Here is a 23723-nt window from a genome sequence, read left to right as displayed (position 1 = left end):
CTTACGGTCGTTGGCGACCGGCGTCCACACGCGACCGGCACCGACTCCAGGAAGCGGCCACCGTCTTGAGACCTGCAACCCCTCCGGGCACCGAACCAGCGCCGCCCGCGCCGCCCGCGCACCGTCCACCGGCGACCCGGGTGCTCACCGCGCTGTCGCTGTCCGTGCTGCTGCCGTCGCTCGGCATCAGCACCGCCAACATCGGCCTGCCGACCGTGGCGGCGGCTCTCGACGCCGGCTTCAACGAGGTCCAGTGGGTGGTGATCGCCTACCTCCTGACCCTCACGACGGTGATCGTCGGAGCCGGTCGGCTCGGCGACCTCACCGGTCGGCGTCGGCTGCTGCTGTGCGGCACCGCCGTGTTCACCCTCGCGACGCTGCTGTGCGGGCTCGCCCCGAACCTGCCGGTGCTGATCGCCGGGCGGGCGCTCCAGGGCGTCGGCGCCGCGTGCATGATGGCGCTGACCATGGCGTTCGTCGGCGAGACGGTGCCCAAGGAGCGCACGGGTCGGGTCATGGGGCTGCTCGGCACGATGTCGGCCGTCGGCACGGCGCTCGGGCCGTCCCTCGGCGGAGTCCTGATCGCGGTTTCCGGCTGGCGTGCGATCTTCCTCGTCGCCGTGCCGCTCGGCGTCCTCGCGCTCGTGCTCGCGCACCGGGTGCTGCCGGGCTCAGCGCCGACGCCGCGTGGCGCGCACCGGCGGTTCGACACCCCGGGCATGGCGTTGCTGGCGATCACCCTGGCCGCCTACGCGCTGGCGATGACGGTCGAGGGCGACCGGTCGGGCCCGCTCGCCGTCGGCCTGCTCATCGCCTCGGCGGCCGGCCTCGTCCTGTTCGTCGTGGTCGAGCGCCGGGTCTCGTCCCCGCTGGTCACCCTCTCGATGTTCCGCGACCCCGTCCTGGCCGCCGGCCTGACGACGAGCGCCCTGGTCTCGACGGTCATGATGACCACCCTCGTCGTCGGCCCCTTCCACCTGGCCCTGGCGCTCGGCCTCCACCCCGCCGCGGTCGGTCTGGTGATGTCGGCCGGACCGGCGGTGGCGGCCCTCGTCGGCGTCCCGGCCGGCCGTGCCACCGACCGCTTCGGAGCCGAGGCCGTGGTGGTCGTCGGGCTGTCCGGCATCATCGGCGGCGCCGCGGTGCTGTCCTTCATGCCGGTGGCGGCCGGTGTCACCGGGTACGTCGTGCCCCTGGTCGTCGTCACGGCGGGCTACGCGCTGTTCCAGGCGGCCAACAACACCGCGGTCATGAACGACGTCCCGCCGCAGCGGCGCGGCGTGGTGTCGGGCCTGGTGAACCTCTCCCGGAACCTCGGCTTCATGGCGGGCGCGTCGCTCATGGGGGCGGTGTTCACCTTCGCGGCGGGCACCAGCGACGTCACCGCGGCCACGTCGGCGGAAGTGGCTCGCGGGACCAGCCGGACGTTCGCCGTCGCGGCCCTGCTCGTGGTGTTCGGCCTGGCCGTGGTCGTGCGCCTCCGGCTCCGTTCCCGCCGGTCACCCGGCCACGGCGGCTAGACCCTCGCGAGTCGAACACCGGGGTCCCGGCACCGTCCGCTCACGCACGCGAGGCGGGCAGGGCGGCGGGCTCGGAGTCGGAGAGGTTCTCCGGCAGCCTGAAGCCCTCGTGCAGCGGCACCAGCTCGGACTGGAGCACGAGTGCCGCGCCGCCGATCGCCGACGCCGTGGCGGCGGAACGGGACAGTCGCACGTCGACGCTGTGCGCCGCACGGGAGAAGAACGTGCGGTCCAGTTCGTCGCGGACCACGGGCAGGTACACGGACCCGGCGATCGCGAAGCTCGGCCCCGTCAGCACCAGGACCTCCAGGTCCATGATGTTCGCCAACGTCCGCGCCGCCACCGCGATGTACCGCGCCGAGCGCTCCAGGATCGCCATCGCCGCCGGCTCACCTCGCCGCGCCGCCCGGCTCACCGCCGCGAAGTCCGACGACACCGACTTCGCCCGCCCGTTCAACCCCGCCGCACCGGCCAGCGAGGCATCCGCGCGAGCCGCCGCCACGACCGCCGACGGGCCGGCCAGCGCCTCGACGCACCCACGCGCGCCGCACCAGCACTCCGGCCCGTCCGCGTCCACGCAGATGTGGCCGATCTCCCCGGCGTTCCCGCTGCCACCCCGGTACGTGATGCCGTTGATGACGAGGCCCGCGCCGATGCCCGTCCCCATGTACAGCGCCGCCGAGACGGCCGTCCCGCCGATGCCGCCGGACCAGTGCTCGCCCAGCGCCGCCGCCGTCGCGTCGTTGTCGAGCACCACCGGCAGCCCGGTGGCCTGCTCCAGCGCCTGGGCGAGCGGGAAGTCCTCCCACTTGCGCATGGTCGGCGGGGTCAGGCCCATGCCGGTGTTCGACCTGAGCGGCCCGGGGGACACCAAACCGAGGCCGAGCACCCGGTTGTGCTCCACGCCCACGCCGTCGATCAGGCCCTTCACCTCGGCCGCCATCCGGGCCACCACGGTCTGGGGTTCCGCCGCGCCGGCGCCCGCCCTCGAAATGCGGGCGACGACCGAACCGCCGAGATTGGTCAGCACGTACGTGATGCCCGCATGGTCGAGGTGCACGCCCACGGCGTAGCGGGAGGAGTGGTTGAGCTGCAGCAACACCCGACGCTTGCCGCCGGTCGACTCCGCGCGACCGGTCTCCACGACCAGGCCCTCGTCGATGAGCCTGCGGACGACCGTCGAGATGGTGGCGCCGGTGAAGCCGGTGGCGTTGATCAGCCCGACCCGGCTGATCGTGCCCGCGGCGCGGATCACGTCGAGCACCGCGGACTTGCTGCTCGCGTGTTGCGTCGCCCGCGCCGGACCGCTCACCTGGTCTCCCGCCGTCTTAGTTCGTTCGACGGACGAAGAGTAGCAACTTGACCTGCAGATGACGCCGAGGTGTTGACTTCGTTTCTTCGATGACTTAACAATCTGCCTCAACGCGGGACCGCGGCCGGTCTCGGGCCACGAGAGGAATCGACGATGTTCCTGAAGGCAAGGCGCTTCTCACGGGCACGCATGGCGGCGGCCGGACTGGCCGCGGTCGCCATGTTCGCTACCGCGTGTGGTGGATCGAACGCGGGCGGCGACGAGAACAAGGACACGCTGATCGTGTACACCGGCCAGTCCGGTGACTGGCAGCTGAACTTCAACCCGTTCTCGCCCACCCAGATCGAGGGCCCCGGCACGATCTTCGAGCCGATGTTCTTCTTCAACAACATCCGCGACGTCGAGCCGCGGCCCCGCCTGGGCAAGAGCTTCGAGTGGAACGCGGACGGCACCCAGCTCGACATCGAGCTGCGGGACGACGCGAAGTGGACCGACGGGCAGAAGTTCACCGCCAAGGACGTCGTCTTCACCCTCGACATGATCTCCAAGAACCCGACGATGAACAGCACGGGCTACAAGGGCGTCGCGACCGCGGTCGACGACACGCACGTGTCGATCAAGTTCACCGAGCCGTCCTTCATGGAGGGCCCGCAGGTGCTCGGCAAGATCTTCATCGTGCCCGAGCACAAGTGGAAGGACATCGCGACCCCGGCGACCGACGTCGTCAACGAGCCCGTCGGCACCGGACCGTTCATGCTGGACGAGTTCAAGGCCCAGGCGTTCACCCTCAAGGCGAACCCCGAGTACCACTCCGGCGCGCCGGCGCTGAAGAAGGTCCGCTACCTCGCGCTGTCGGGCAACCAGTCCGGTGAGGCCGCGCTGAAGGCCGGCCAGATCGACTGGCAGACCGGCCCGGTCCCGGACATCAAGGACGTCGAGAAGAACTACCCGGGCTACAAGGCCATCACCATCCCGATGAACCAGACGGCCTTGTTCACCTGCTCGAACGCCGAGCTGGGCTGCCAGGGCCCGCAGACCGACGTGGCCGTCCGCAAGGCGATCTACTACGCGATCAACCGCACCCAGGTCAACGCGCTGGCGTTCGAGAACACCGCCAGCGAGGTCTCCCCCGGCGCGGCGCTGCTGGAGCGGGACAAGGAGCAGATCTCCGACAAGCTCAAGGAGAAGACCGCGCCGATGCAGCCGGACGAGGCCAAGGCCACGCAGCTGCTGGAGGGCGCCGGCTACACCAAGGGCGGCGACGGCGTCTACCAGAAGGACGGCAAGCCGCTGGCCATGACCCTCAAGGTCGTCGCCGGCTGGACGGACTACATCACCGCCGTCGACACGATGACGCAGCAGCTGCAGAAGGTCGGCATCAAGATCACCGCGCAGCAGGTCTCGTGGAACGAGTGGTCCGACGCGCGCGGTCGCGGCGAGTTCGAGCTGCTGATCGACTCGCTGCACCAGGGTCCGGCTCCCGACCCGTTCTACAACGCGTCCTACTTCTTCAGCACCGCGACCACGGCCAAGGTCGGCGAGACCGCGAACCCGAACTTCTCGCGCTTCTCCAACCCCGAGGTCGACGCCGCGCTCACCGCGCTGAAGGGCATCAACCCGGAGGACAGCGCGGCCCGGCAGCCGCACTTCGACACCATCCAGACGGAGATCGAGGAGTTCATCCCGTACATCCCCGTGCTGACCGGCGGCACGACCAGCGAGTACAACGCGAAGAAGTTCACCGGCTGGCCCACCAAGGACGACCTCTACGCGTTCCCCGCCGTCTGGGCGCGCCCGGAGGCCTCCGAGATCTACCTGAAGCTCAAGCCGGCCGGCCAGTGATCGACTGAGTGACCGATAGGCGGACCGATGAGGTACTACGCCCGAAAGTTCGCGTTCTACCTGGTCGCCCTCTGGGCGGCGCTGACGCTGAACTTCTTCATCCCGAGGCTCATGCCGGGCAACCCGGTGGACATCCTGATGGCGAAGCTCGCGCAACGCGGCGGAACCGTGGACCCATCGGCCCGCAGGGCGTACGAACTGCTGCTCGGCACGAACAGCGGTGAGTCGCTCATCAGTCAGTACACCTCCTACCTGGGCAACATGTTCCGCGGTGACCTGGGCATATCGGTGAGCTCGTTCCCCACGCCGGTGTCCCAGATCATCGCGGACGCCCTGCCCTGGACCCTGATGCTGGTCGGGATCGCGACGTTCCTGTCGTTCGTCCTCGGCATCGCCCTGGGCACGTTCGTCGGCTGGCGGCGCGGCACCTGGTTGGACAACCTGGTGCCGGCCACCACCGTGCTCGCCGCCGTGCCGTACTTCTGGCTGGCCCTGATCCTGGTCGCGGTGCTGTCCTCGGCGTGGGGCTGGTTCCCGCTCCAGGGCGGCTACGACGTGGTCCTCTGGCCCGGCTGGAACGCCGACTTCATCGGCTCGGCGATCTACTACGGCACGCTGCCCGCGTTGACCATCGTCATCTCGTCCGTCGGCGGCTGGCTGCTGGGGATGCGCAACATGATGGTGTCCACCACTGCCGAGGACTACGTGCTCACGGCGAAGGCCAAGGGCCTGCGCGACTCCCGGATCATGATCAAGTACGCGGCCCGCAACGCGGTGCTGCCGTCGGTGGCCGGTTTCGCGATCTCGCTCGGGTTCGTGGTGGCCGGCTCCATCATCACCGAGCAGGTGTTCTCCTACCCGGGCATCGGGTCGAAGCTGCTGCAAGCGGTGCAGAACAACGACTACGCCCTCATGCAGGGCATCTTCCTCGTGATCACGGTCGCCGTGCTCGGCGCGAACCTCGTGGTCGACCTGCTGTACGCCGTCATCGACCCGCGCACCCGCGTCAGCGGCTGAGAAGGAGAACGGACACCGTGACGAATCTCAGTGCTGTCACCGTCGAGCCTCCGCGCGGGCGGTCCGGCTGGCGGTCCATGCTGCCGCGCTGGTCGCCGAAGCTCGGCGTCGGCCTGTTCCTGATCGCGCTGATCACGTTCTTCGGCGTGATCGGCCCGTTCCTGGTCGGCGACCCGAACACGATCCGCGACATCAGCCTGACCCCGCCGGGCGGCGAGTTCTGGCTGGGCACCACGCAGACCGGCCAGGACATCGTGGCCCAGCTCGCGTACGCCACCCGGGGCTCCCTCTACATCGGCCTGCTCGTCGGCGTGATGGCCACCGTCCTGTCGGCGCTGTTCGGCATCGTCGGCAGCTACATCGGCGGGTACGTGGACGAGGGCTTCTCCCTGTTCTCCAACGTGATGCTGGTGATCCCCGGCCTACCGCTGGTGATCGTCATCTCCGCGTTCGTGCCCGCCGACCAGCGCGGCTCGTGGACGATCGCGGTGGTGCTGGCGATCACCGGCTGGGCCGCGTCGGCACGGGTGCTGCGCGCGCAGACGCTGTCGCTGCGCAACCGGGACTACGTCGCCGCCGCCAAGGTCTCCGGCGAGAAGCCCTGGCGCGTCATCACCGTCGAGATCCTGCCGAACCTGCTGCCGCTGCTGGCCTCGCAGTTCGTGTTCTCGGTGATCTACGCGATCCTGAGCGAGGCGGGCCTGTCGTTCCTCGGCCTGGGCGCGTCCAACTCGTCCACGCTCGGCACGATGCTCTACTACGCGCAGAACGGCTTCGCGCTGCAACGTGACGCGTGGTGGTGGTTCGTGCCCCCGGGCCTGATCATCGCCCTGTTCGGCTGCGGTCTGGCGCTGGTCAACTTCAGCATCGACGAGATCATCAACCCGAAGCTGCGGGACATCCCCCGGCGCAGCAAGGCGGAAGCCGTGCCCGCGCCGGAGCCCGCCGGGCGCACGGACGACGACGTGGTGCTGACCGTCGACAACCTGTCCGTCGTCTACCAGGTGGAGAACCCGGTGCACGCGGTCAAGGACGTGTCGATCACGTTGCGGCGGGGCGAGATCCTGGGCCTGGCCGGCGAGTCCGGCTGCGGCAAGACGACCCTCGCCTACGCGATCAACCGGCTGCACCGGCCGCCGGCCGAGGTGACCACCGGCTCGGTGACGTTCCACGACCGCGACGGCGACGACGTGGACGTGCTGGCGCTGACGCCCGAGGAGCTGCGGGCGTTCCGCTGGTCGAAGCTGTCCATGGTGTTCCAGGGCGCGATGAACGCGCTGAACCCGGTCCTGTCGATCCGGGCGCAGCTGGAGGACGTGCTCACCACGCACCGGCCGGAGATGACGAAGGCCGAGCGGCGCGCGAAGTGCGAGGAAGTGCTGAAGCTGGTCGGCGTGGACGTGCGGCGGCTCAGCTCGTTCCCGCACGAGCTGTCCGGCGGCATGCGGCAGCGCGTGATGATCGCGATGGCGCTGCTGCTCGACCCACAGGTCATGATCATGGACGAGCCGACCACCGCGCTGGACGTGGTCGTGCAGCGCGGCATCCTGCGGGAGATCCTGCGGCTGCGCGACGAGATCGGCTTCGCCGTCCTGTTCATCACGCACGACCTGCCGCTGCTGCTCGAACTCGCCGACCGCATCGCGGTGATGAAGGAGGGCGAGGTCGTCGAGTACGCGGAGGCGCGGCAGATGTTCGAGCGGCCCGCGCACCCGTACACCCGCCAGCTGCTCGACTCGTTCCCCAGCCTGACCGGCGAACGCGGCTCGTTCGTCCGCTCCGGCGAGCAGATGACGCCGGTCGACCGGACCGGCGAGACCACCCCGTCCGGAGGCGTCCGATGACCACGTTGGAAGCTCGCGAGCTGGTCAAGGACTTCCACGTCCGGGTCGGCCTGCGGCGGGTGCGGCTGCGTGCGGTGGACAACGTGTCGTTCACGCTCACCCCCGGCCGCACGGTCGCGCTGGTCGGCGAGTCCGGCTCGGGCAAGTCCACCATCGCCCGGATGATCGCCCGGCTGGAGAAGCCGAGCGGCGGCGCCATCACGTTGACCGGGCCGGACGGGCAGCGCGTGCCCGAGCGGCAGTACCGGGACAACGTGCAGATGGTGTTCCAGGACCCGTTCGCCTCGCTGAACCCGTTCCACACCATCGAGCACCACCTGGCCCGGCCGTTGAAGCTGCACGGTCGGCCGCACGGCTGGAACGACGTGGTGCGGCTGCTGGATCGCGTGTCGCTGCCGGGGCGCGAGGTCGCCGGACGCCGGCCGCACGAGCTGTCCGGCGGTCAGCGGCAGCGCGTGGCGATCGCACGGGCGTTGGCGCCGGGCGCGAAGGTCGTGGTGGCGGACGAGCCGGTGTCGATGCTGGACGTGTCGATCCGGCTGGGCGTGCTGAACCTGATGGCCCGCCTCCAGCGGGAGGAGAACCTGGCCGTCCTCTACATCACGCACGACCTGGCCACGGCGCGGCACTTCTCCGACGACATCCTCGTGCTCTACAAGGGCCGCGTGGTGGAGCGCGGACCGGCCGACGAGGTGATCCTCAACCCGCAGCACCCGTACACCAAGATCCTGGCTTCCGCCGCGCCGAACCCCGAGGCGCGCGGCCGGAACGTGGACATCGACCCGGCGGACGTGGAACGGGCCGGCGCCGCTGCCGCGTTCGACCACAACACCGGGGTCTGGGAGGACATCGCCACATGACGGTCAGCTGGTCCACCGGTGCCATCCGGCTGCTGTTGGAGGTGGCGGACGACCGACCGGTCCGCCTGGTCTCGTTGCGGCCTTCCGGGCCTCCTCCCGGGATCGGCGTGCCGCTGGTCGAGGTGCAGGCGCTCGGCCACGGCCGGTTCCCCGGGAGCCACCGCTACGCGGACACCGAGATCGGCGCGCGGCTGCGGTACCGCACCCACGTGGCGTCCGCCGACGAGCTGCGGGTCGTGCAGCACGACCCGGTGAGCGGGCTGGTGGTGTCGTCCGTGTTCCAGGGCGTGGCCGGGGTGCCCGCGGTGCGCACGTGGACGGAGGTGGACGTCGAGGGCTCCGGGTCGGTGCGCCTCCAGGCGGTGACATCGCTGTCCACCGGGGCGTTCCTGGTGGACGCCGGGCGTTCGGTGGACGAGGTGGACCTCGTGCACGGCGACTCGGACTGGGTCGCCGAGTCGCGCTGGCACCGGACGCCGCTGCGCGAAGCCGGTCTGGTGGCCATGGACCCGACCGTGCACCACCACGCGTCGCGGAGCCGGTTCGCGTTGACGTCCCGGAGCTCGTGGTCGACCGGTGAGCACCTGCCCTGCGGCGTTCTGGTGGCGCGGGACGACAGCTGGGCCCTCGCGTGGCAGATCGAGCACAACGGCGCGTGGCACTGGGAGGTCGGCGAGACGGTCGGCGGTGCCTACGTGGCGCTCCTGGGGCCGACGGACGCCGAGCACCAGTGGTCGCGCGTGGTGTCGGCCGGCGCCGGGTTCACCACCGTGCCGGTGTCGGTGGCGGTCGTCGCCGGTGGGGTGGACGACGCTTTCGGCGCGTTGACGCGGCAACGGCGGGCCACTCTGCGGAACCGGCGCGCGCCGTCGTTGCCGGTGATCTTCAACGACTACATGAACACCCTGATGGGCGACCCGACGACGGAGAAGCTGCTGCCGTTGATCGACGCGGCGGCCTCGGTGGGCGCGGACTACTTCTGCGTGGACGCGGGGTGGTACGACGAGGACGGCAAGTGGTGGGACAGCGTCGGGGAGTGGCGGCCGTCCCGCACCCGGTTCCCCGGCGGCTTCGGCGAAGTCACCGACCGGATCCGGGCGCGGGGGATGGTGCCGGGGATCTGGTTGGAGCCCGAGGTCGTCGGCGTGCGGTCGGAGTTCGCGCGGTCGTTGCCGGAGGACGCCTTCTTCCAGCGCCAGGGTGCGCGGGTGGGGGAGCACGGGCGGTTCCACCTGGACCTGCGGCACCCGGCGGCGGTCCGGCACGTGGACGAGGTGGTGGACCGGCTGGTCGGCGAGTTCGGCGTCGGGTACATCAAGCTCGACTACAACATCATGCCGGGTGCGGGGACCGATGTCGGTGGCGTCGCCCCCGGTGAGGGTCTGCTGGGCCACAACCGGGCGCACCTGGCGTGGCTGGACGGGGTGCTGGCACGCCACCCGGACCTGCTGCTGGAGAACTGCGCGTCGGGTGCGATGCGGATGGACTACGCGATGCTGTCGCGCCTGCACCTCCAGTCCACGTCGGACCAGCAGAACCCGTTGCTGTACCCGCCGATCGCCGCCGCCGCACCCGCTTCCGTGCTGCCGGAGCAGGCGGGCAACTGGGCCTACGCGCAGCCGGGCATGTCGCCGGACGAGGCCGCTTTCACGCTGGCGACGGGCGTCCTGGGCCGCCTCTACCTGGCCGGTCGGGTCGACCTGATGGACTCCGCGCAGCTGGCCCTGGTCCGCGAGGCCGTCACCGTCCACAAGGGACTGCGGCCGGAGATCTCGGCTTCGGTGCCGTTCTGGCCGTTGGGCCTGACCGATCGCACGGGACCGTGGGTGGCGCAAGGCCTGCGTGCCGCCCGGAACAGCTACGTGACGGTCTGGCGCCTGCCGGGTGCCGCCGCGGACGTCGACTTGCCCGTGCCGCACCTGCGCGGCGTCGACGTGGCGGTGTCGCCGGTGTTCCCGGTGACGTCACCGGCGTGGGGCTGCCGGTGGGACGCGCAGCAGGGGGCACTGCGCGTCCACCACGACGGCGACGCGCCGGCAGCGGTCGTCGTGCGGCTGGAGACCTAGCAGCCGGCCGGGACGGCGAACCGGTGCCGGACGGCGAGCGAACACATGCCGAACGGCAAAGCAGGGGTCCGACGAGGGGACCCCTGCTTTTATCCTGCCCGGAGGGTCTGACAGTTCCGGGTGCTAGACCGCCGTCGCGCGGAGCAGCACCAGGCGTTCCGGGTAGAGGACGGGGGCCTGGACGCCGGCGGTGGTGAGGACGCGGCCGGGGAGGGTCACGCCTTCCGGCTGCCACCACGGCAGGTGGACGCCCCAGTTGTGCGCGTTGCCGTCCGGCACGTCACCGGGCGGCAGGGGGCGGACGTGGTACGCGCGGTCCGGGGACAGGCCTGGCAGGCGCACGGCGCCGGGCGGGTACAGCGCCGACGTGGCCAGGGCGACGATCGCGAACACCGCGTCCGATCCGTCCTGCGCCACCACGCCGTGCACGTCGATCGCCGGGTCCGGGTGGTCGCCGTGCACGGACACGCCGGTGTGCAGCAGGGGCCGCAGCTCCTTGTACAGAGCCACCCACGACGCCAGCCGCTCCAGGTCCGCGGCGGACGCCTTGGTCAGGTCCCACTCGATGCCGAAGTGCCCGAACAGCGCCGTGCCGGCCCGGAAGTCGATCGGGTGCTGCCGGTGCGTCGTGTGCGACGTCCCCGCGCCCACGTGCGTCCCCATCAGCTCCAGCGGGATCAGCGCGTTCGTCCACCGCTGCATCGACTGCCGCTCCAGCGCGTCGATGCAGTCCGACACCCACACCCGGTCGGTGCGCTCCAGGATCGCCAGGTCCACCCGCCCGCCACCGGACGAGCACGACTCGATCTCCACCCCGGGGTGACGCCGCCGCAGCTCGTCCAGCAGCCGGTAGATCGCCAACGTCTGGCCGTGCACCCCGGCACGCCCCGTCGGCCGGTGCCCGGCGTCCACCAGGTCCCGGTTGTGGTCCCACTTCAGGTACGACACCGGGTACGCGGACAGCAGGTCGTCCAGCCGCTCCAGGATGTGCTCGAACGCCTCCGGCCGCGCCAGGTCCAGCACCTGCTGGTACCGCGCCGCGCCGGGCAGCCGGTCGCCCGCCGCCATGATCCAGTCCGGGTGCGCGCGGGCCAGGTCCGAGTCGGGGTTGACCATCTCCGGCTCGACCCAGATGCCGAACTGCATCCCCAGCCCGGTCACGTGGTCCGTCAACGGCTTCAACCCGTCGGGCCACACCTCGTCCGACACGTACCAGTCGCCGAGGCCGCGCTGGTCGTCCCGCCGCGAGCCGAACCAGCCGTCGTCCAGCACGAACCGCTCGGCGCCGACCGACGCGGCGGCGTCCGCCAGGGCCTTCAACCGGTCGAGGTCGTGGTCGAAGTACACGGCCTCCCACGTGTTCACCACGACCGGGCGCGGCGACGACGGGTGCGCCGGCCGCGACCTCAGGTACTGGTGGAACCGCCCGGACACCTCGTCCAGCCCGTGCCCGTACGACGCGTACTGCCACGGCGACGTGTACGACTCGCCGGGGGCCAGCACCACCTCACCGGACAGCAGCAGTTCGCCGGACCCCAGCAGGGACACCGAGTGGTACGTCTTCTCGGCGAACGTCCGGTGGTTGCCCGACCAGGCCGTGTGCACCGCCCAGACCTCGCCCGACCGGTTGTCGAACCCGGCCGTGCCCGCCGCGAACAGGTAGGCGGAGTCGTAGCCGGTCCGTCCCGTCCGGTTCTCCCGCACGCGCAGGCCCTGGGTCCACCGCGTGCGCTGCGGACTGCGCTCCCGCGTCCACCGCCCGGTGAAGTCCAGGATCTCCACGGCCTGCCCCGGCACCGGCAGGGTCAGGTTCACCGCGTCCACGGCGAACTCCGACGACCCGGTGTTGGACAGCACGGCCCGCTGCCGGACCAGCCCGGACGGCGTCAGCTCGATGTCCAGTTCCAGTTCGAGCCCGGCGACCTCGTCGACCGCGCGGACCACCGACCCCTCGACCGACACGACCCGGAACGCGGTCGAGAAGTCCCGCCCGCCCCGGTTGCCGATGATCCCCGGCGTGCCGAGCCACCCGGCGGACTGCTCGGGCAGCACGGCCACGTCGACCGCGCCGTCCACCGAGTAACCGATGGGGTGCGGCTGCTGGGCCAGCACCACCGCCGCCAGTGCGGGCGGATCCAGCTCGCCCAGGTCGGCGCCCCAGTAGCGGACGCGGGGAAGCGTTCCCCCGGAGAAGTCGAGCACCAGGCTCACACCCGCTGCCCGCAGGTGCGTCACGTCGGCCACTTGTGGTCTTCCTCTCTGGCGGTGAACCTCGTTGACTTACTTTAGTTGCTGGCGTAAGAATCGCCATACCTTGAATGTCACACGGCAGAAACCCACCGCCGCCGCCGGGAAAAGAGGAACGATGATCCGCACGACCTTGCACGACGGGTGGCGTCTGAGCGCGGTGGGCGGGCCGATCCCGGCGGCCGTCGCGGACCGCGAGGTGCCCGCCGTCGTGCCCGGCAGCACGCACCTCGACCTCCTCGCGGCGAACCTGATCCCCGAGCCCTACCTCGACACCAACGAGGCCGAGCTGGCCTGGATGCACCGCGCCGACTGGCGCTACGCGCTGACGTTCGAAGCCGAGGCCGCCAAGGCGGGCGAGAAGGTCGAGCTGGCGTTCGACGGCCTCGACACCGTCGCCACGGTCGAGCTGAACGGCACGGTGCTCGGCAGCACCGCCAACATGTTCCGCTCCTACCGCTTCGACGTGCGCGAGCACCTGAAGGACGGCGCGAACGACCTGGTCGTCACGTTCCGCTCCGCCCTCGCGTACGCCGAGGAGCAGGAGGAGGAGCTGGGCCGGCGCGACCGCGCCTACCCGCACCCCATGAACGCCCTGCGCAAGATGGCCTGCTCGTTCGGCTGGGACTGGGGCCCCGACCTCCAGACCGCCGGCATCTGGAAGCCGGTTCGGCTGGAGCGCTGGACCGAGGCGCGCCTGCACCAGGTCCGCCCGCTGGTCACGGTGGACGAGAACGGCGCCGGCCGCGTCGAGGTGCACGTCGAGGTCGACCGCGCGCGGGACTCCGACCTGACCGTGGTCGCGACCGTGGGCGGCGTGGAGCGGAGCTCCCGCGTCGAGGGCGACACCGCCGTGGTGGCGGTCGAGGTGCCGGACGTCGACCTCTGGTGGCCCGTCGGCTACGGCGACCACCCCCTCTACGACCTGCACGTCGTCCTCAGGTCCGACGGCGACGACGTGGACCGGACCGAGCGCCGCGTCGGCTTCCGCACCATCACCGTCGACACCACCCCCGACGAGATCGGTACCCCGTTCACGTTCGTCGTGAACGGCAAGCCCGTGTTCGCCAAGGGCGCCAACTGGATCCCGGACGACCACTTCCTCACCCGCGTCACGCGCGACCGCCTGGTCCGCCGGGTCGAGCAGGCCGTCGACGCCAACATGAACATGCTCCGCATCTGGGGCGGCGGGATCTACGAGACCGAGGACTTCTACGACGTCTGCGACGAGCGCGGCGTGCTGGTGTGGCAGGACTTCCTGTTCGCCTGCGCCGCGTACGCCGAGGAGTCGCCGCTGTGGGAGGAGGTCGAGGCGGAGGCCCGCGAGAACGTCGCCCGGCTGACCTCGCACGCCTCCCTCGCGCTGTGGAACGGCAACAACGAGAACCTGTGGGGCTTCGAGGACTGGGGTTGGAAGGAACGGCTCGAAGGCCGGACCTGGGGCCTCGGCTACTACACCGGGCTGCTGCCCCGGATCGTCGCGGAACTGGACCCGACCAGGCACTACTCGCCGGGCAGCCCGTACAGCCAGGGCGACCTCCACCCGAACGCCGACACCCACGGCACCCGGCACGAGTGGGAGGTCTGGAACCAGGTCGACTACACCCACTACCGCGACCACCTGCCGCGGTTCTGCTCGGAGTTCGGCTTCCAGGGCCCGCCGACCTGGGCCACCCTGACCAAGTGGGTGCACGACGAGCCGATGACCCCGACGTCGCCCGCGTTCCTGCTGCACCAGAAGGCCGACGACGGCAACGGCAAGCTGGACCGCGGCCTCGCGCCGCACCTGCACGCGCCGGCGGCGTTCGAGGACTGGCACTGGGCGACCCAGCTGAACCAGGCCCGCGCGGTCGCGTTCGGCGTCGAGCACTTCCGCTCGCACTGGCCCCGCACGGCCGGCGCGCTCGTGTGGCAGCTCAACGACTGCTGGCCGGTCACCTCGTGGGCCGCGATCGACGGCGACGAGCGGCCCAAGCCGCTGTACTACTCGCTCAAGCACGCCTTCGCGCCGCGCCTGCTCACCGTCCAGCCGCGGGACGGCGTGGACGCGCTGATCGCGGTCAACGACACGGACGAGGTCTGGACCAGCGAAGTCACGCTGGAGCGGCAGACGTTCAACGGTGATGTGCTCGCGGCGGTTAAACTCCCGCTCGACGTGCCGGCGAGGTCGGTCGCGCAGCTGGAGTTGGCGGCGGACCTGGTCACGCCGGCCGACCCGAAGGGGGAGGTGCTGCTGGTGGACACGGACGACGCGCGCACCGCGCACCTGTTCCAGGAGGACCTGGAGCTGTCCTACGACCCCGCACCGCTCACCGCCGAGGTGCGCCGGGTGGCCGAGGGCTACCGCGTGGACGTCACCGCGACGTCCTTCGCCCGTGACGTCGCCGTGCTGGCGGACCGGGTCGCCGAGGACGCCGTGACCGACGACGCCCTGGTCACCCTCGCCGCCGGCCGGACGCACTCGTTCCTGGTCCGGACCGCGACCACGCTGGCCGACCCGTCCGCGCTCACCGGCCCGCTGGTGCTGCGAACGGCCAACAGCCTGAGCGCGGTGCGGACGTGACCACCGGCTCCGTCGGCCTGGTCCTGGCCCGCCCCGCGCGGCTGCTGGGCGCGGAGCCGTTCTTCATGGAGTTCATCGCGGGCATCGAGGAGCGGCTCGCCGAGGGCGACCGCTCCGTGCTGCTGCACATCGTGGGCACCGAGGACGCCGAGATCGCCGCCTACCGCAGGTGGGCGGCGGGCGGTGTGGTCGACGCGGTCGTGGTGGTGAACCGCACCGTGGACGACCACCGCCCGGCGACGCTGCGGGAGATCGGCCTGCCCGCGCTGTACGTCGGCGAGCCGGACGAGGTCGCCGTGCCCGCGGTCCGCTCCGACGACGCCGGCCCGATGCGTGAAGCCCTCGCGTACCTGCTCGACCTCGGGCACCGCCGGATCGCACGGGTCAGCGGGCCGGAGACGTTGCTGCACACCAGGGCGCGCACCGCCGCGCTGCTGGAGGGCTGCGCGGCGGCGGGCATCGAGCCCGTCGTGCTGGAGGGCGACTACTCCGAGGTGTCGGGCGCGAAGCTCACCACCACGCTGCTCAACGCGCCCGAGCCGCCCACCGCGATCCTGTACGACAACGACGTGATGGCCGTCGCGGGGCTGACCGTCGCGAAGCGACTCGGCGTCGCCGTGCCCGACCGGCTCAGCCTGGTGGCGTGGGACGACTCGTCGCTGTGCCGCCTCACGTCGCCCGCGCTGACCACCATGAGCGTGGACGTGCACCAGTTCGGCGTCACGGTGGCCGAGTCCGTGCTGGAACTCATCGCCGGTGACGAGGTCGCCGAGCGCTGGTCGCCGAAGGCCCAGCTGCTCCCGAGGGAAAGCACCGGTGAAGGACCGTCATGACGTATGAAGCTGCTCCGTCGCGGTACGCCGAGTCGTCGGACGGGGGCATGCCGTACCGCCGGTCCGGCCGCAGCGGGCTCAAGCTGCCCGCCGTGTCCCTGGGCCTGTGGCACAACTTCGGCCACGACCGGCACCTGGACGGCCAGCGCGCCATCCTGCGCCGGGCGTTCGACCTCGGGGTGACCCACTTCGACCTGGCGAACAACTACGGTCCGCCGCCCGGCAGCGCCGAGGAGAACTTCGGCCGGGTGTTCGCCGACGACTTCCGGCCGTACCGGGACCAGATCCTGGTGTCCACCAAGGCCGGGTACCACATGTGGGACGGCCCGTACGGCGAGTGGGGTTCGCGGAAGTACCTGGTCAGCTCGCTGGACCAGTCGCTGGCCCGGCTCGGCTTGGACTACGTCGACATCTTCTACCACCACCGGCCGGACCCGGAGACCCCGATCGAGGAGACGATGGGCGCGCTCGACCACGTGGTGCGGTCGGGCAAGGCGCTGTACGTCGGCATCTCGAACTACTCCGCCGAGCAGACGCTGGAAGCGGCGCGGGTGCTGTCCTCGCTCGGCACGCCGCTGGTGATCCACCAGCCGTCGTACTCGATGTTCAACCGGTGGGTCGAGGACGGTCTGCTGGACGCGTTGGACTCGGTGGGCGCGGGCAGCATCGCGTTCTCGCCGCTGGCCCAGGGCGTGCTGACCGACCGCTACTTGAACGGCGTGCCGGAGGGGTCGAGGGCGGCGAGCGCCTCACCGTTCCTGTCCTCGTCCAACCTGGACGAGTCGACGCTGGCCAAGGTGCGGGCGTTGAACGACATCGCGAAGGGGCGCGGGCAGACGTTGGCGCAGCTCGCGATCGCGTGGGTGCTGCGGAACGTGACGTCGGCGTTGATCGGCGCTTCGAGCGTGAAGCAGCTGGAGGACAACGTGGCGGCCACGGCGAACCTGTCGTTCGAGGCCGACGAGCTGGCCGGGATCGAGAAGCACCTCTGACGGTCGGATCGACCCCGAGGCATGGCGGCAAGGGCCTCCACCATGCCTGTCCTGCTTCGGCGAGCCCGTGGAACCCGAACCCGTGTCACGACGAGCCTCGTGGCCGGGTTCGGGTTCGTCGTGCGTCGGCTGGGTGAGGCGGCTGGAATCCCCGACGCCGTCAACAGGGCTTGACGTAACTTTGATTAACCGCTTAACTAAGTCCTATGGGGCAAGCACTCGACCCGGTCGCGGTCGCCATCGACATCGGCGGCACGAAGCTCGCGGCGGCGTTGGTCGACTCGGGCGGCTCCGTCCTGGCCCGCCGCACCACGCCCACACCGGCGGGTGACGGTGAGACCGTCTGGCGAGGACTCGCAGGCGTGCTGGACGAGCTGCTGGACCTGGTGAAGGACCGCGCCGTGGTGGGTGCGGGCATCGCCTCGGCCGCCCCGATGGACCTGCGCGACGGCACCATCAGCCCGGTGAACATCCCCGGCTGGCGGGACTTCCCGATCACCGCCCGTGTCGGCGACCTGCTGCCCGGCCTCCCGGTCCGACTCGGCGGCGACGCGCTCTGCATGGCCCTCGCCGAGTACCACCACGGCAACGGCCAGGGCAGCGAGTGCCTGCTCGGCATGGTCGTCTCCACCGGCATCGGCGGCGGGTTCGTGTTCGGCGGCCGGCCGCACTTCGGCACGACCGGCAACGCGGGCCACGTCGGCCACTTCGTCGTCGACCCCGCCGGCCCGCTCTGCGGCTGCGGCGCGAACGGCTGCTCCGAGGCCATCGCCAGCGGCCCGTCGATGGTGCGCTGGGCGCTGGAACAGGGTTGGCAGCCACTCGGCGGCACGGCGGACGGCGTCGCGCTCGCCGCCGCCGCACGGGCGGGCGATCCGACCGCGCAGGCCGCGTTCCACCGTTCCGGCGCGGCGGTGGCGCAGGTGATCACCGTCGCCTCCGCGCTGTGCGAGATCGACCGCGTGGTCATCGGCGGCGGCGTGGCGCAGGCCTGGGACCTGCTCGAACCGGCCATCACCGAACCGCTCGCGGACTACGGCGGGCTGGAGTTCATCCGCCGGGTCGACGTGCGCCCGGCGACGTTGGGCGTCGACTCGGGCCTGATCGGCGCCGCGGCACTGCTCGCGGCCGAACGGGTCCCGTCCGTGCCCGTGGGAATCTGAGGAATCGCCGTGCGCAAGCTGGAGACCGTCGTCCGCGAGTACCACTGGGGTTCGCGGACAGCCCTCGCCGAGATGCGCGGCGAGCCGTCGCCGAGCCCGGTGCCGCAGGCCGAGCTGTGGGTCGGCGCGCACCCCGACGACCCGTCGCGGCTGGTCGACTGCGCCGTGCCGCTGGACGCCTACCTCGCCGCCAACCCGGCCGGGCTGCTCGGACCGGACAGCCTCGCCGCCTTCGGTCCCAGGCTGCCGTTCCTGCTCAAGGTGCTGGCCGTGGACGCGCCGCTGTCCTTGCAGGTGCACCCGAACCGGGACCAGGCCGTGGTCGGGTTCGCCGAGCAGGGCTACCGGGACGACCGCGCCAAGCCGGAGATCCTGGTCGCGCTGACGGAGTTCGAGACCATGTCGGGCTTCCGCCGTCCCGCCGACACGGTGGCGTTGCTGGACGAGCTGGGCCTGCCGTCGTTGGCGCCGATGCGGGCGGAGCTCGCGGTCTGCGACACGTGGGGCGCACTGCGCTGGGCGCTGCACACCGCCGACGCCGAGTTGGTCGCCGAGGTGGCGGACGCGGCGGTCCGCGTGCCGGCCCTCGCGCACATCGCGGAACTGGCCAAGGTCTACCCGACGGACGCGGGCGTGGTGGCGGCGTTGCTGCTCAACGCGGTGAAGCTGCGGCCGGGCCAGGCGGTGTACGTCGGCGCGGGGATCCTGCACGCCCACCTGCGCGGCACGGGCGTCGAGCTGATGGTCAACTCCGACAACGTGCTCCGCGCGGGCCTGACCACCAAACCGGTGGACGTGCACGCCGTGCTGTCGCTGGTCGACCACCGGTCCGGTCCCGCCGACGTCCTCGACGGCGAGGGTGGCGGTCCGCTGAGGACCTACCGGACGCCGGACCCGGAGTTCCGCTTGCACTCCGCGCGCCCCGGCGCCGTGCTTCCCGGCGGTGGTCCGCAACTCCTCTTGTGCACCAAGGGATCCGTGGTGGTCACCCGGGACGGTGAAGGAATCACGTTGGGCGGCGGTGAGTCGATGTTCCTGTCGCACAGCGACAACGCCGCCGAAGTCACCGGCAGCGGTGAGGCCTTCTGGGCCACCACGAACCTCGAAGGGTGACGCACGGGTGCGGCGAAGGCCTTCGCCGCACCCGTGCGCGCGGTCTTACTGGAAGTTCACGTCACTGCACAGGTAGTAGGCCTGGTCCATGTGGCTGGCCTGCCAGATCGTGAACACCACGTGGCGGCCGGTGCGGCTGCCCGCGTTGACCTGCGCCTGGTAGTTGCCCGTGGTCGGGTAACGGCCGGTCGACGTGACCAGCTCCAAGTCGCTCCAGCGCAGCGGCGTGGTCGCCGTGTTGACGCCCTGGCGGGTGATGTAGATGCGGAGGTAGTCCGCACCGTGCCGCGCCTGGTCCGTGATGGTGAGCGTGAACTGGCGGGGCTTGGTGGTGGTGTTCCACGCGCCTACCGTGTCCAGCGCCCGGTACCGGCCACCCTCGGCCAGACCGCCACTGCACAGCTGGCCGTTCGGCAGGGCGCCCTGGTGGTTGCCACCGACGCCGTTGCGGTACAGGCCGTTCCAGTTCCACATGGCGTTCGGGTCGGCCTTCCAGGCCTGGGCGCACATCGGGTCCGTCTGACCCATGTTCGGGTTCAGGTGGTCGCTGCCCCAGCGCTGCCAACAGCCGTAGTTGCGCGACGGGGGGTCGGTGACCGAACCGTGCGCGCTTGCGACACCGGTCGCACCGACCAGGGTCACGACGCTGGCGGCGAGGACCGCCAGGACCGAGGTGAAGGCGCCGATCACCGTTCGGGCACCGCGTCTGAAGGTCATGTGTTGTCCTCCACATTGAGGATTTGCCGACTGCGGACTGGGAGCGCTCCCAGATCCCAAAGGTAGCGAACCGGGCACAGTCTGTGAACCCCATAACCCCAGGAAGCTCCTTCGTTCCCCTCGTACCGCCGCATGGCTCAACCGGTTACTCCGCAAGCGTGCAAGGCGTCATAGTCCGGTTCTCGGGGATCCGGTGGTCCGAGGGGTACGGCGGGATGCGACGAGCATGCCGTTGGCGATCGTCGCCTCCGCGGTCTGCCCGCCCACGGCGAAGGTCACCTTGGCCACCTTCGCCGTCACGCGCCCGGGCGCCTGGCTCGTACCCCGGCACACCCGCGTACTCCGCCTTGCCGCCGTCACCCCCGGCCGCCGCGCTGAGGACGTCCAACGGAGAACTCCCCGGGCAGCCACTCGACCTCCAGGTCGCCGGTGAACCCGGCGTTGTACGGCATGGCGGGCCGTCCATCGTGCAGTCCAGCGCGGCGTGCTCGGTGCAGAGCAGGGCGGACGTGCCCACGGCGTCGGTGAAGTGCTGGTGCAGCACGGCTTTCTCGCGGATGCCAGGCGATCTGCGCGCACCCGTCCTCGATCTCGGCCACCCGCTCCCGCGACGGTCCGCGAGCACCGGGCGCTCGGCGTCCGCACAGGACACACCGGACCACACGCACAACGCGAGCGCTTCACGCTCGTTGCGCGGCAGTTCCGCCACGGCGACCGGCAGTCGCGCCATCCGCCGCTCCCTGCCGCGGCCGGTGACCACAGGGTGCGGTCGTCGGGGTCTTCGGTCGTCATGTCCCACTTGTGTCCGCTGGTGGGGAGAGTGTTGCCTCCTCATCGCGGACGCCGACGTGCCGGGTCGTGGCAGTCGGTGCGGGAATACCGTAACTCGCGCCGGGACCGTAACTCCTACCTGCGAGGAAGCGCTCCCACGGAACCCTTGACCCGGGTGGGTGAGGTAACGAGGATCGGGCGCGACAGAGCCGTCGCCCCCGAAGACGAACGGAACCGCCGATGTCCCGCAGAACCTTGAGCGCCGCGCTGGCCGCGGTGCTCGCCGCCGGTCTCATCACCGGAGGCGTCGCCGCCTCCCAGGAGTCGGCCCAGCCCGTCATCGGTGCGCCGAACACCGACCACGGCTGCGCCCGGATCGAGGACGAGCTCCCGGAACTGGCCGACTGGCCGAAGGTCGAGAGCCGGGTCAAGTCCACACCGGACGGCGAGCGGCGGATCGCGGGCATCCTCGCGGGCATGACGTTGGCCGAGAAGGTCGGCCAGATGACCCAGCCGGAGATCGGCGCGATCACCCCGGACGAGGTGCGCGAGCACGGCATCGGCTCGGTGCTCAACGGCGGCGGCTCGTGGCCGAACCGGGACAAGCACGCGGCGCCCGAGGCGTGGCTGGCCCTGGCCGACGCCTATTGGGACGCGTCCAAGGCCAGTCGGACGCAGGTTCCGGTGCTCTGGGGCATCGACGCCGTGCACGGCAACAACAACGTCTACGGCGCGACGATCTTCCCGCACAACATCGGGCTCGGCGCGGCGCAGGACCCGTGCCTGATCCGGGACATCGGCAAGGCGACCGCCCGGCAGATCCGCGCCACCGGCCAGGACTGGGCGTTCGCGCCGACGCTGGCGGTGCCGCTGGACGACCGGTGGGGCCGCACCTACGAGGGCTTCGCCGAGGACCCGCGGATCACCCGCGCCTACGGCTACGAGGCCGTCGTGGGCCTCCAGGGCAAGGGGCGCAACCGGGTGGGCGTGCTCGCCACCGCCAAGCACTTCATCGGTGACGGCGGCACGCTCGGCGGCAAGGACCAGGGCGTCAACCCGGCCACCGAAGCCGAGATGATCAACGTGCACGGCCAGGGCTACTACGGGGCGCTGGCGGCCGGCGCGCAGACCGTGATGGTGTCGTTCAACAGTTGGACCAACGAGGAGCAGGGCATCGACGAGGGCAAGCTGCACGGCAGCAAGCTCGCGGTGAACGACATCCTCAAGGGCAAGATGGGCTTCGACGGCCTGGTGGTGTCCGACTGGAACGGCATCGGCCAGGTCGCGGGCTGCACCAACGCGAGCTGCCCGCAGGCGATCAACGCCGGCATGGACGTCGTGATGGTGCCGAACGAGTGGAAGGCGTTCATCGCCAACACGGTCGCGCAGGTCGAGGACGGTCGGATCCCGATGGCGCGCATCGACGACGCGGTGACCCGCATCCTGCGCGTCAAGCTCCGCTCGGGTGTGCTGGACGGCGTGAAGCCGTCGGCGCGCGAGGACGCCGGTTCGGCCGTAGCCCTGGAGGCGCGCAAGCTCGCCCGTGAGGCGGTGCGCAAGTCCCAGGTGCTGCTGAAGAACAACGACCGGGTGCTGCCGCTCGCGCCGACGTCGAAGGTCCTGGTCGTCGGCAAGAGCGCGGACAGCCTGCAGAACCAGACCGGCGGTTGGACGCTCAGCTGGCAGGGCACCGGCAACACGAACGCCGACTTCCCGAACGGCACCACCATCCTCGGTGGCCTGCGGGAAGCGCTCGGCGCGGAGAACGTGGTGTTCAGCGAGACCGGTGACGTCGACCCGGCCGGGTTCGACGCGGTGGTCGCGGTGATCGGCGAGACCCCGTACGCGGAGGGCGTCGGCGACCTCGGCAAGCGCTCGCTGGAGGCCGCGAAGCTGTACCCGAACGACTTCGCCGTGCTGGACAAGGTCAGCGGCAAGGGCGCGCCGGTCGTCACGGTGTACGTGACGGGCCGTCCGCTGCACGTCAACAAGGAGCTGAACCGCTCGGACGCGTTCGTGGCGGCGTGGCTGCCCGGCACCGAGGGCGGCGGTGTGGCGGACCTGCTGGTCCGGGGCAAGCACACCAAGACCGGCTTCACCGGCGAGCTGTCGTTCTCGTGGCCGCGCAGCGCCTGCCAGTCCCCGCTGGACGCGGACGGCGACCCGCTGTTCAAGGCGGGCTACGGCTTGACCCTCGACCAGACAGGCGACGTCGGTCGGCTGGACGAGACGTCCCCCGAGTTCGGCTGCGCCGGCAACGGCGGCGGAGGCACGGCGACCGAGGACCTGGAGATCCACGTGCGGACGGACGTCGCGCCGTACCGCAGCGCCATCGGCTCACCGGAGAACTGGGGCGGCACCGAGCTCGGCCCCGACGGCGAGGCCGCGCACAGCGAGATCACCGTCGTGCCGGCGGACGTGAACGTGCAGGGCGACGCGATGAAGACGACGTGGACCGGCACCGGTCCGGGCCAGGTCTACGCGCAAGACCCGGCGGGTGGCACCGACCTGCGGGGCTACCTCAACGCCGACGCGGCGCTGGTGTTCGACGTGATCGTGCACCAGGCCCCGACCGCGCGGACCGTGGTGAGCGCGCACTGCCAGTACCCGTGCTTCGCCGAGGTCAACGCGACCGGGGTGTTCAGCGGGGTGCCGCTGGGCGTGAAGTCGACGGTGAAGATCCCGATCTCGTGCTTCGCGCAGGGCGGGTTGGACCTGGAGAACGTCAACACGCCGTTCCTGGTGTACACGGACGCCCCCTTCCAGGCCTCCTTCGCGAACGTGCGGTGGGTGCCGAAGGCGGCGGCCGACCCGGACGCCAGGACGTGCGCCGAGCTGAGCTGACCTGATCGGAAGCGGAAGG

Annotated in this window: 15 protein-coding genes; 12 read left to right on the top strand and 3 right to left on the bottom strand. The window is 71.0% G+C overall.

The genetic code is table 11. The features are described 5' to 3' along the window. Nucleotides 1-140 precede the first annotated feature (140 nt). On the top strand, nt 141-1520 hold the full coding sequence (locus ACRAKI_RS31505) for an MFS transporter (RefSeq protein WP_447004125.1): 1380 nt from the start codon (nt 141-143) through the stop codon (nt 1518-1520). Between the two features lie 40 nt (nt 1521-1560). Here the strand turns inward: ACRAKI_RS31505 and ACRAKI_RS31500 are convergent, their stop codons facing one another. Continuing rightward, complete coding sequence (locus ACRAKI_RS31500; protein ID WP_447004124.1) at nt 1561-2832, bottom strand: ROK family transcriptional regulator; 1272 nt, start codon at nt 2830-2832, stop codon at nt 1561-1563. A gap of 153 nt (nt 2833-2985) precedes the next feature. Here ACRAKI_RS31500 and ACRAKI_RS31495 point away from each other — a divergent pair, with 153 nt between their 5' ends. From ACRAKI_RS31495 to ACRAKI_RS31475, 5 genes are read left to right on the top strand one after another with little or no spacing between them, the layout of a single operon-like run. After that, the gene (locus ACRAKI_RS31495; protein WP_447004123.1) at nt 2986-4674 is read left to right on the top strand and encodes an ABC transporter substrate-binding protein; all 1689 of its coding nucleotides are present in this window, start codon (nt 2986-2988) and stop codon (nt 4672-4674) included. Between the two features lie 27 nt (nt 4675-4701). After that, entirely contained in the window at nt 4702-5691 is a 990-nt protein-coding gene (locus tag ACRAKI_RS31490; protein ID WP_447004122.1) for an ABC transporter permease, read from the top strand. A gap of 17 nt (nt 5692-5708) precedes the next feature. Beyond that, nucleotides 5709-7535: a dipeptide/oligopeptide/nickel ABC transporter permease/ATP-binding protein gene (locus ACRAKI_RS31485; protein ID WP_447004121.1), complete on the top strand. Its 1827-nt coding sequence runs from the start codon at nt 5709-5711 to the stop codon at nt 7533-7535. Then, nucleotides 7532-8395, top strand: a complete 864-nt coding sequence (locus tag ACRAKI_RS31480) for an ABC transporter ATP-binding protein (RefSeq protein ID WP_447004120.1) — start codon at nt 7532-7534, stop codon at nt 8393-8395. Before ACRAKI_RS31485 ends, ACRAKI_RS31480 begins: the two co-directional genes overlap by 4 nt. After that, nucleotides 8392-10461 carry a glycoside hydrolase family 36 protein gene (locus tag ACRAKI_RS31475; RefSeq protein ID WP_447004119.1) on the top strand — a complete coding sequence of 690 codons (2070 nt, stop codon included), beginning with the start codon at nt 8392-8394 and terminating at the stop codon, nt 10459-10461. Before ACRAKI_RS31480 ends, ACRAKI_RS31475 begins: the two co-directional genes overlap by 4 nt. A 123-nt stretch (nt 10462-10584) precedes the next feature. On the opposite strand, the gene ACRAKI_RS31470 is transcribed toward ACRAKI_RS31475, so the two are convergent. Then, nucleotides 10585-12705: an alpha-galactosidase gene (locus tag ACRAKI_RS31470; protein ID WP_447004118.1), complete on the bottom strand. Its 2121-nt coding sequence runs from the start codon at nt 12703-12705 to the stop codon at nt 10585-10587. Nucleotides 12706-12826: 121 nt separating this feature from the next. On the opposite strand from ACRAKI_RS31470, the gene ACRAKI_RS31465 reads away from it, so the two are divergent. The 5 genes from ACRAKI_RS31465 to manA all read left to right on the top strand — a co-directional run bounded on the left by ACRAKI_RS31465 (nt 12827) and on the right by manA (nt 19372). Next, nucleotides 12827-15271: a glycoside hydrolase family 2 protein gene (locus ACRAKI_RS31465; protein WP_447004117.1), complete on the top strand. Its 2445-nt coding sequence runs from the start codon at nt 12827-12829 to the stop codon at nt 15269-15271. After that, the gene (locus ACRAKI_RS31460; protein ID WP_447004116.1) at nt 15268-16104 is read left to right on the top strand and encodes a LacI family DNA-binding transcriptional regulator; all 837 of its coding nucleotides are present in this window, start codon (nt 15268-15270) and stop codon (nt 16102-16104) included. The genes ACRAKI_RS31465 and ACRAKI_RS31460 overlap by 4 nt, the downstream gene beginning before the upstream one ends. Further along, entirely contained in the window at nt 16101-17096 is a 996-nt protein-coding gene (mgrA, locus tag ACRAKI_RS31455; RefSeq protein WP_447004115.1) for an L-glyceraldehyde 3-phosphate reductase, read from the top strand. Before ACRAKI_RS31460 ends, mgrA begins: the two co-directional genes overlap by 4 nt. A gap of 206 nt (nt 17097-17302) precedes the next feature. Next, nucleotides 17303-18259, top strand: coding sequence for an ROK family protein (locus ACRAKI_RS31450; RefSeq protein WP_447004114.1), 957 nt, complete (start codon nt 17303-17305; stop codon nt 18257-18259). 9 nt (nt 18260-18268) lie between these two features. Further along, on the top strand, nt 18269-19372 hold the full coding sequence (manA, locus tag ACRAKI_RS31445; RefSeq protein ID WP_447004113.1) for a mannose-6-phosphate isomerase, class I: 1104 nt from the start codon (nt 18269-18271) through the stop codon (nt 19370-19372). A 45-nt stretch (nt 19373-19417) separates the two neighbouring features. Here manA and ACRAKI_RS31440 read toward each other — a convergent pair whose 3' ends face one another. After that, on the bottom strand, nt 19418-20089 hold the full coding sequence (locus ACRAKI_RS31440; protein ID WP_447004112.1) for a lytic polysaccharide monooxygenase auxiliary activity family 9 protein: 672 nt from the start codon (nt 20087-20089) through the stop codon (nt 19418-19420). Between the two features lie 1011 nt (nt 20090-21100). On the opposite strand from ACRAKI_RS31440, the gene ACRAKI_RS31435 reads away from it, so the two are divergent. Continuing rightward, nucleotides 21101-23704, top strand: coding sequence for a glycoside hydrolase family 3 N-terminal domain-containing protein (locus tag ACRAKI_RS31435; RefSeq protein ID WP_447004111.1), 2604 nt, complete (start codon nt 21101-21103; stop codon nt 23702-23704). Nucleotides 23705-23723 lie beyond the last annotated feature (19 nt).

This window comes from Saccharothrix isguenensis (genome assembly GCF_052936305.1).
The sequence above is the reverse complement of the archived record's forward strand: the minus strand, read 5'-3'. Positions and strand labels throughout refer to the sequence as shown.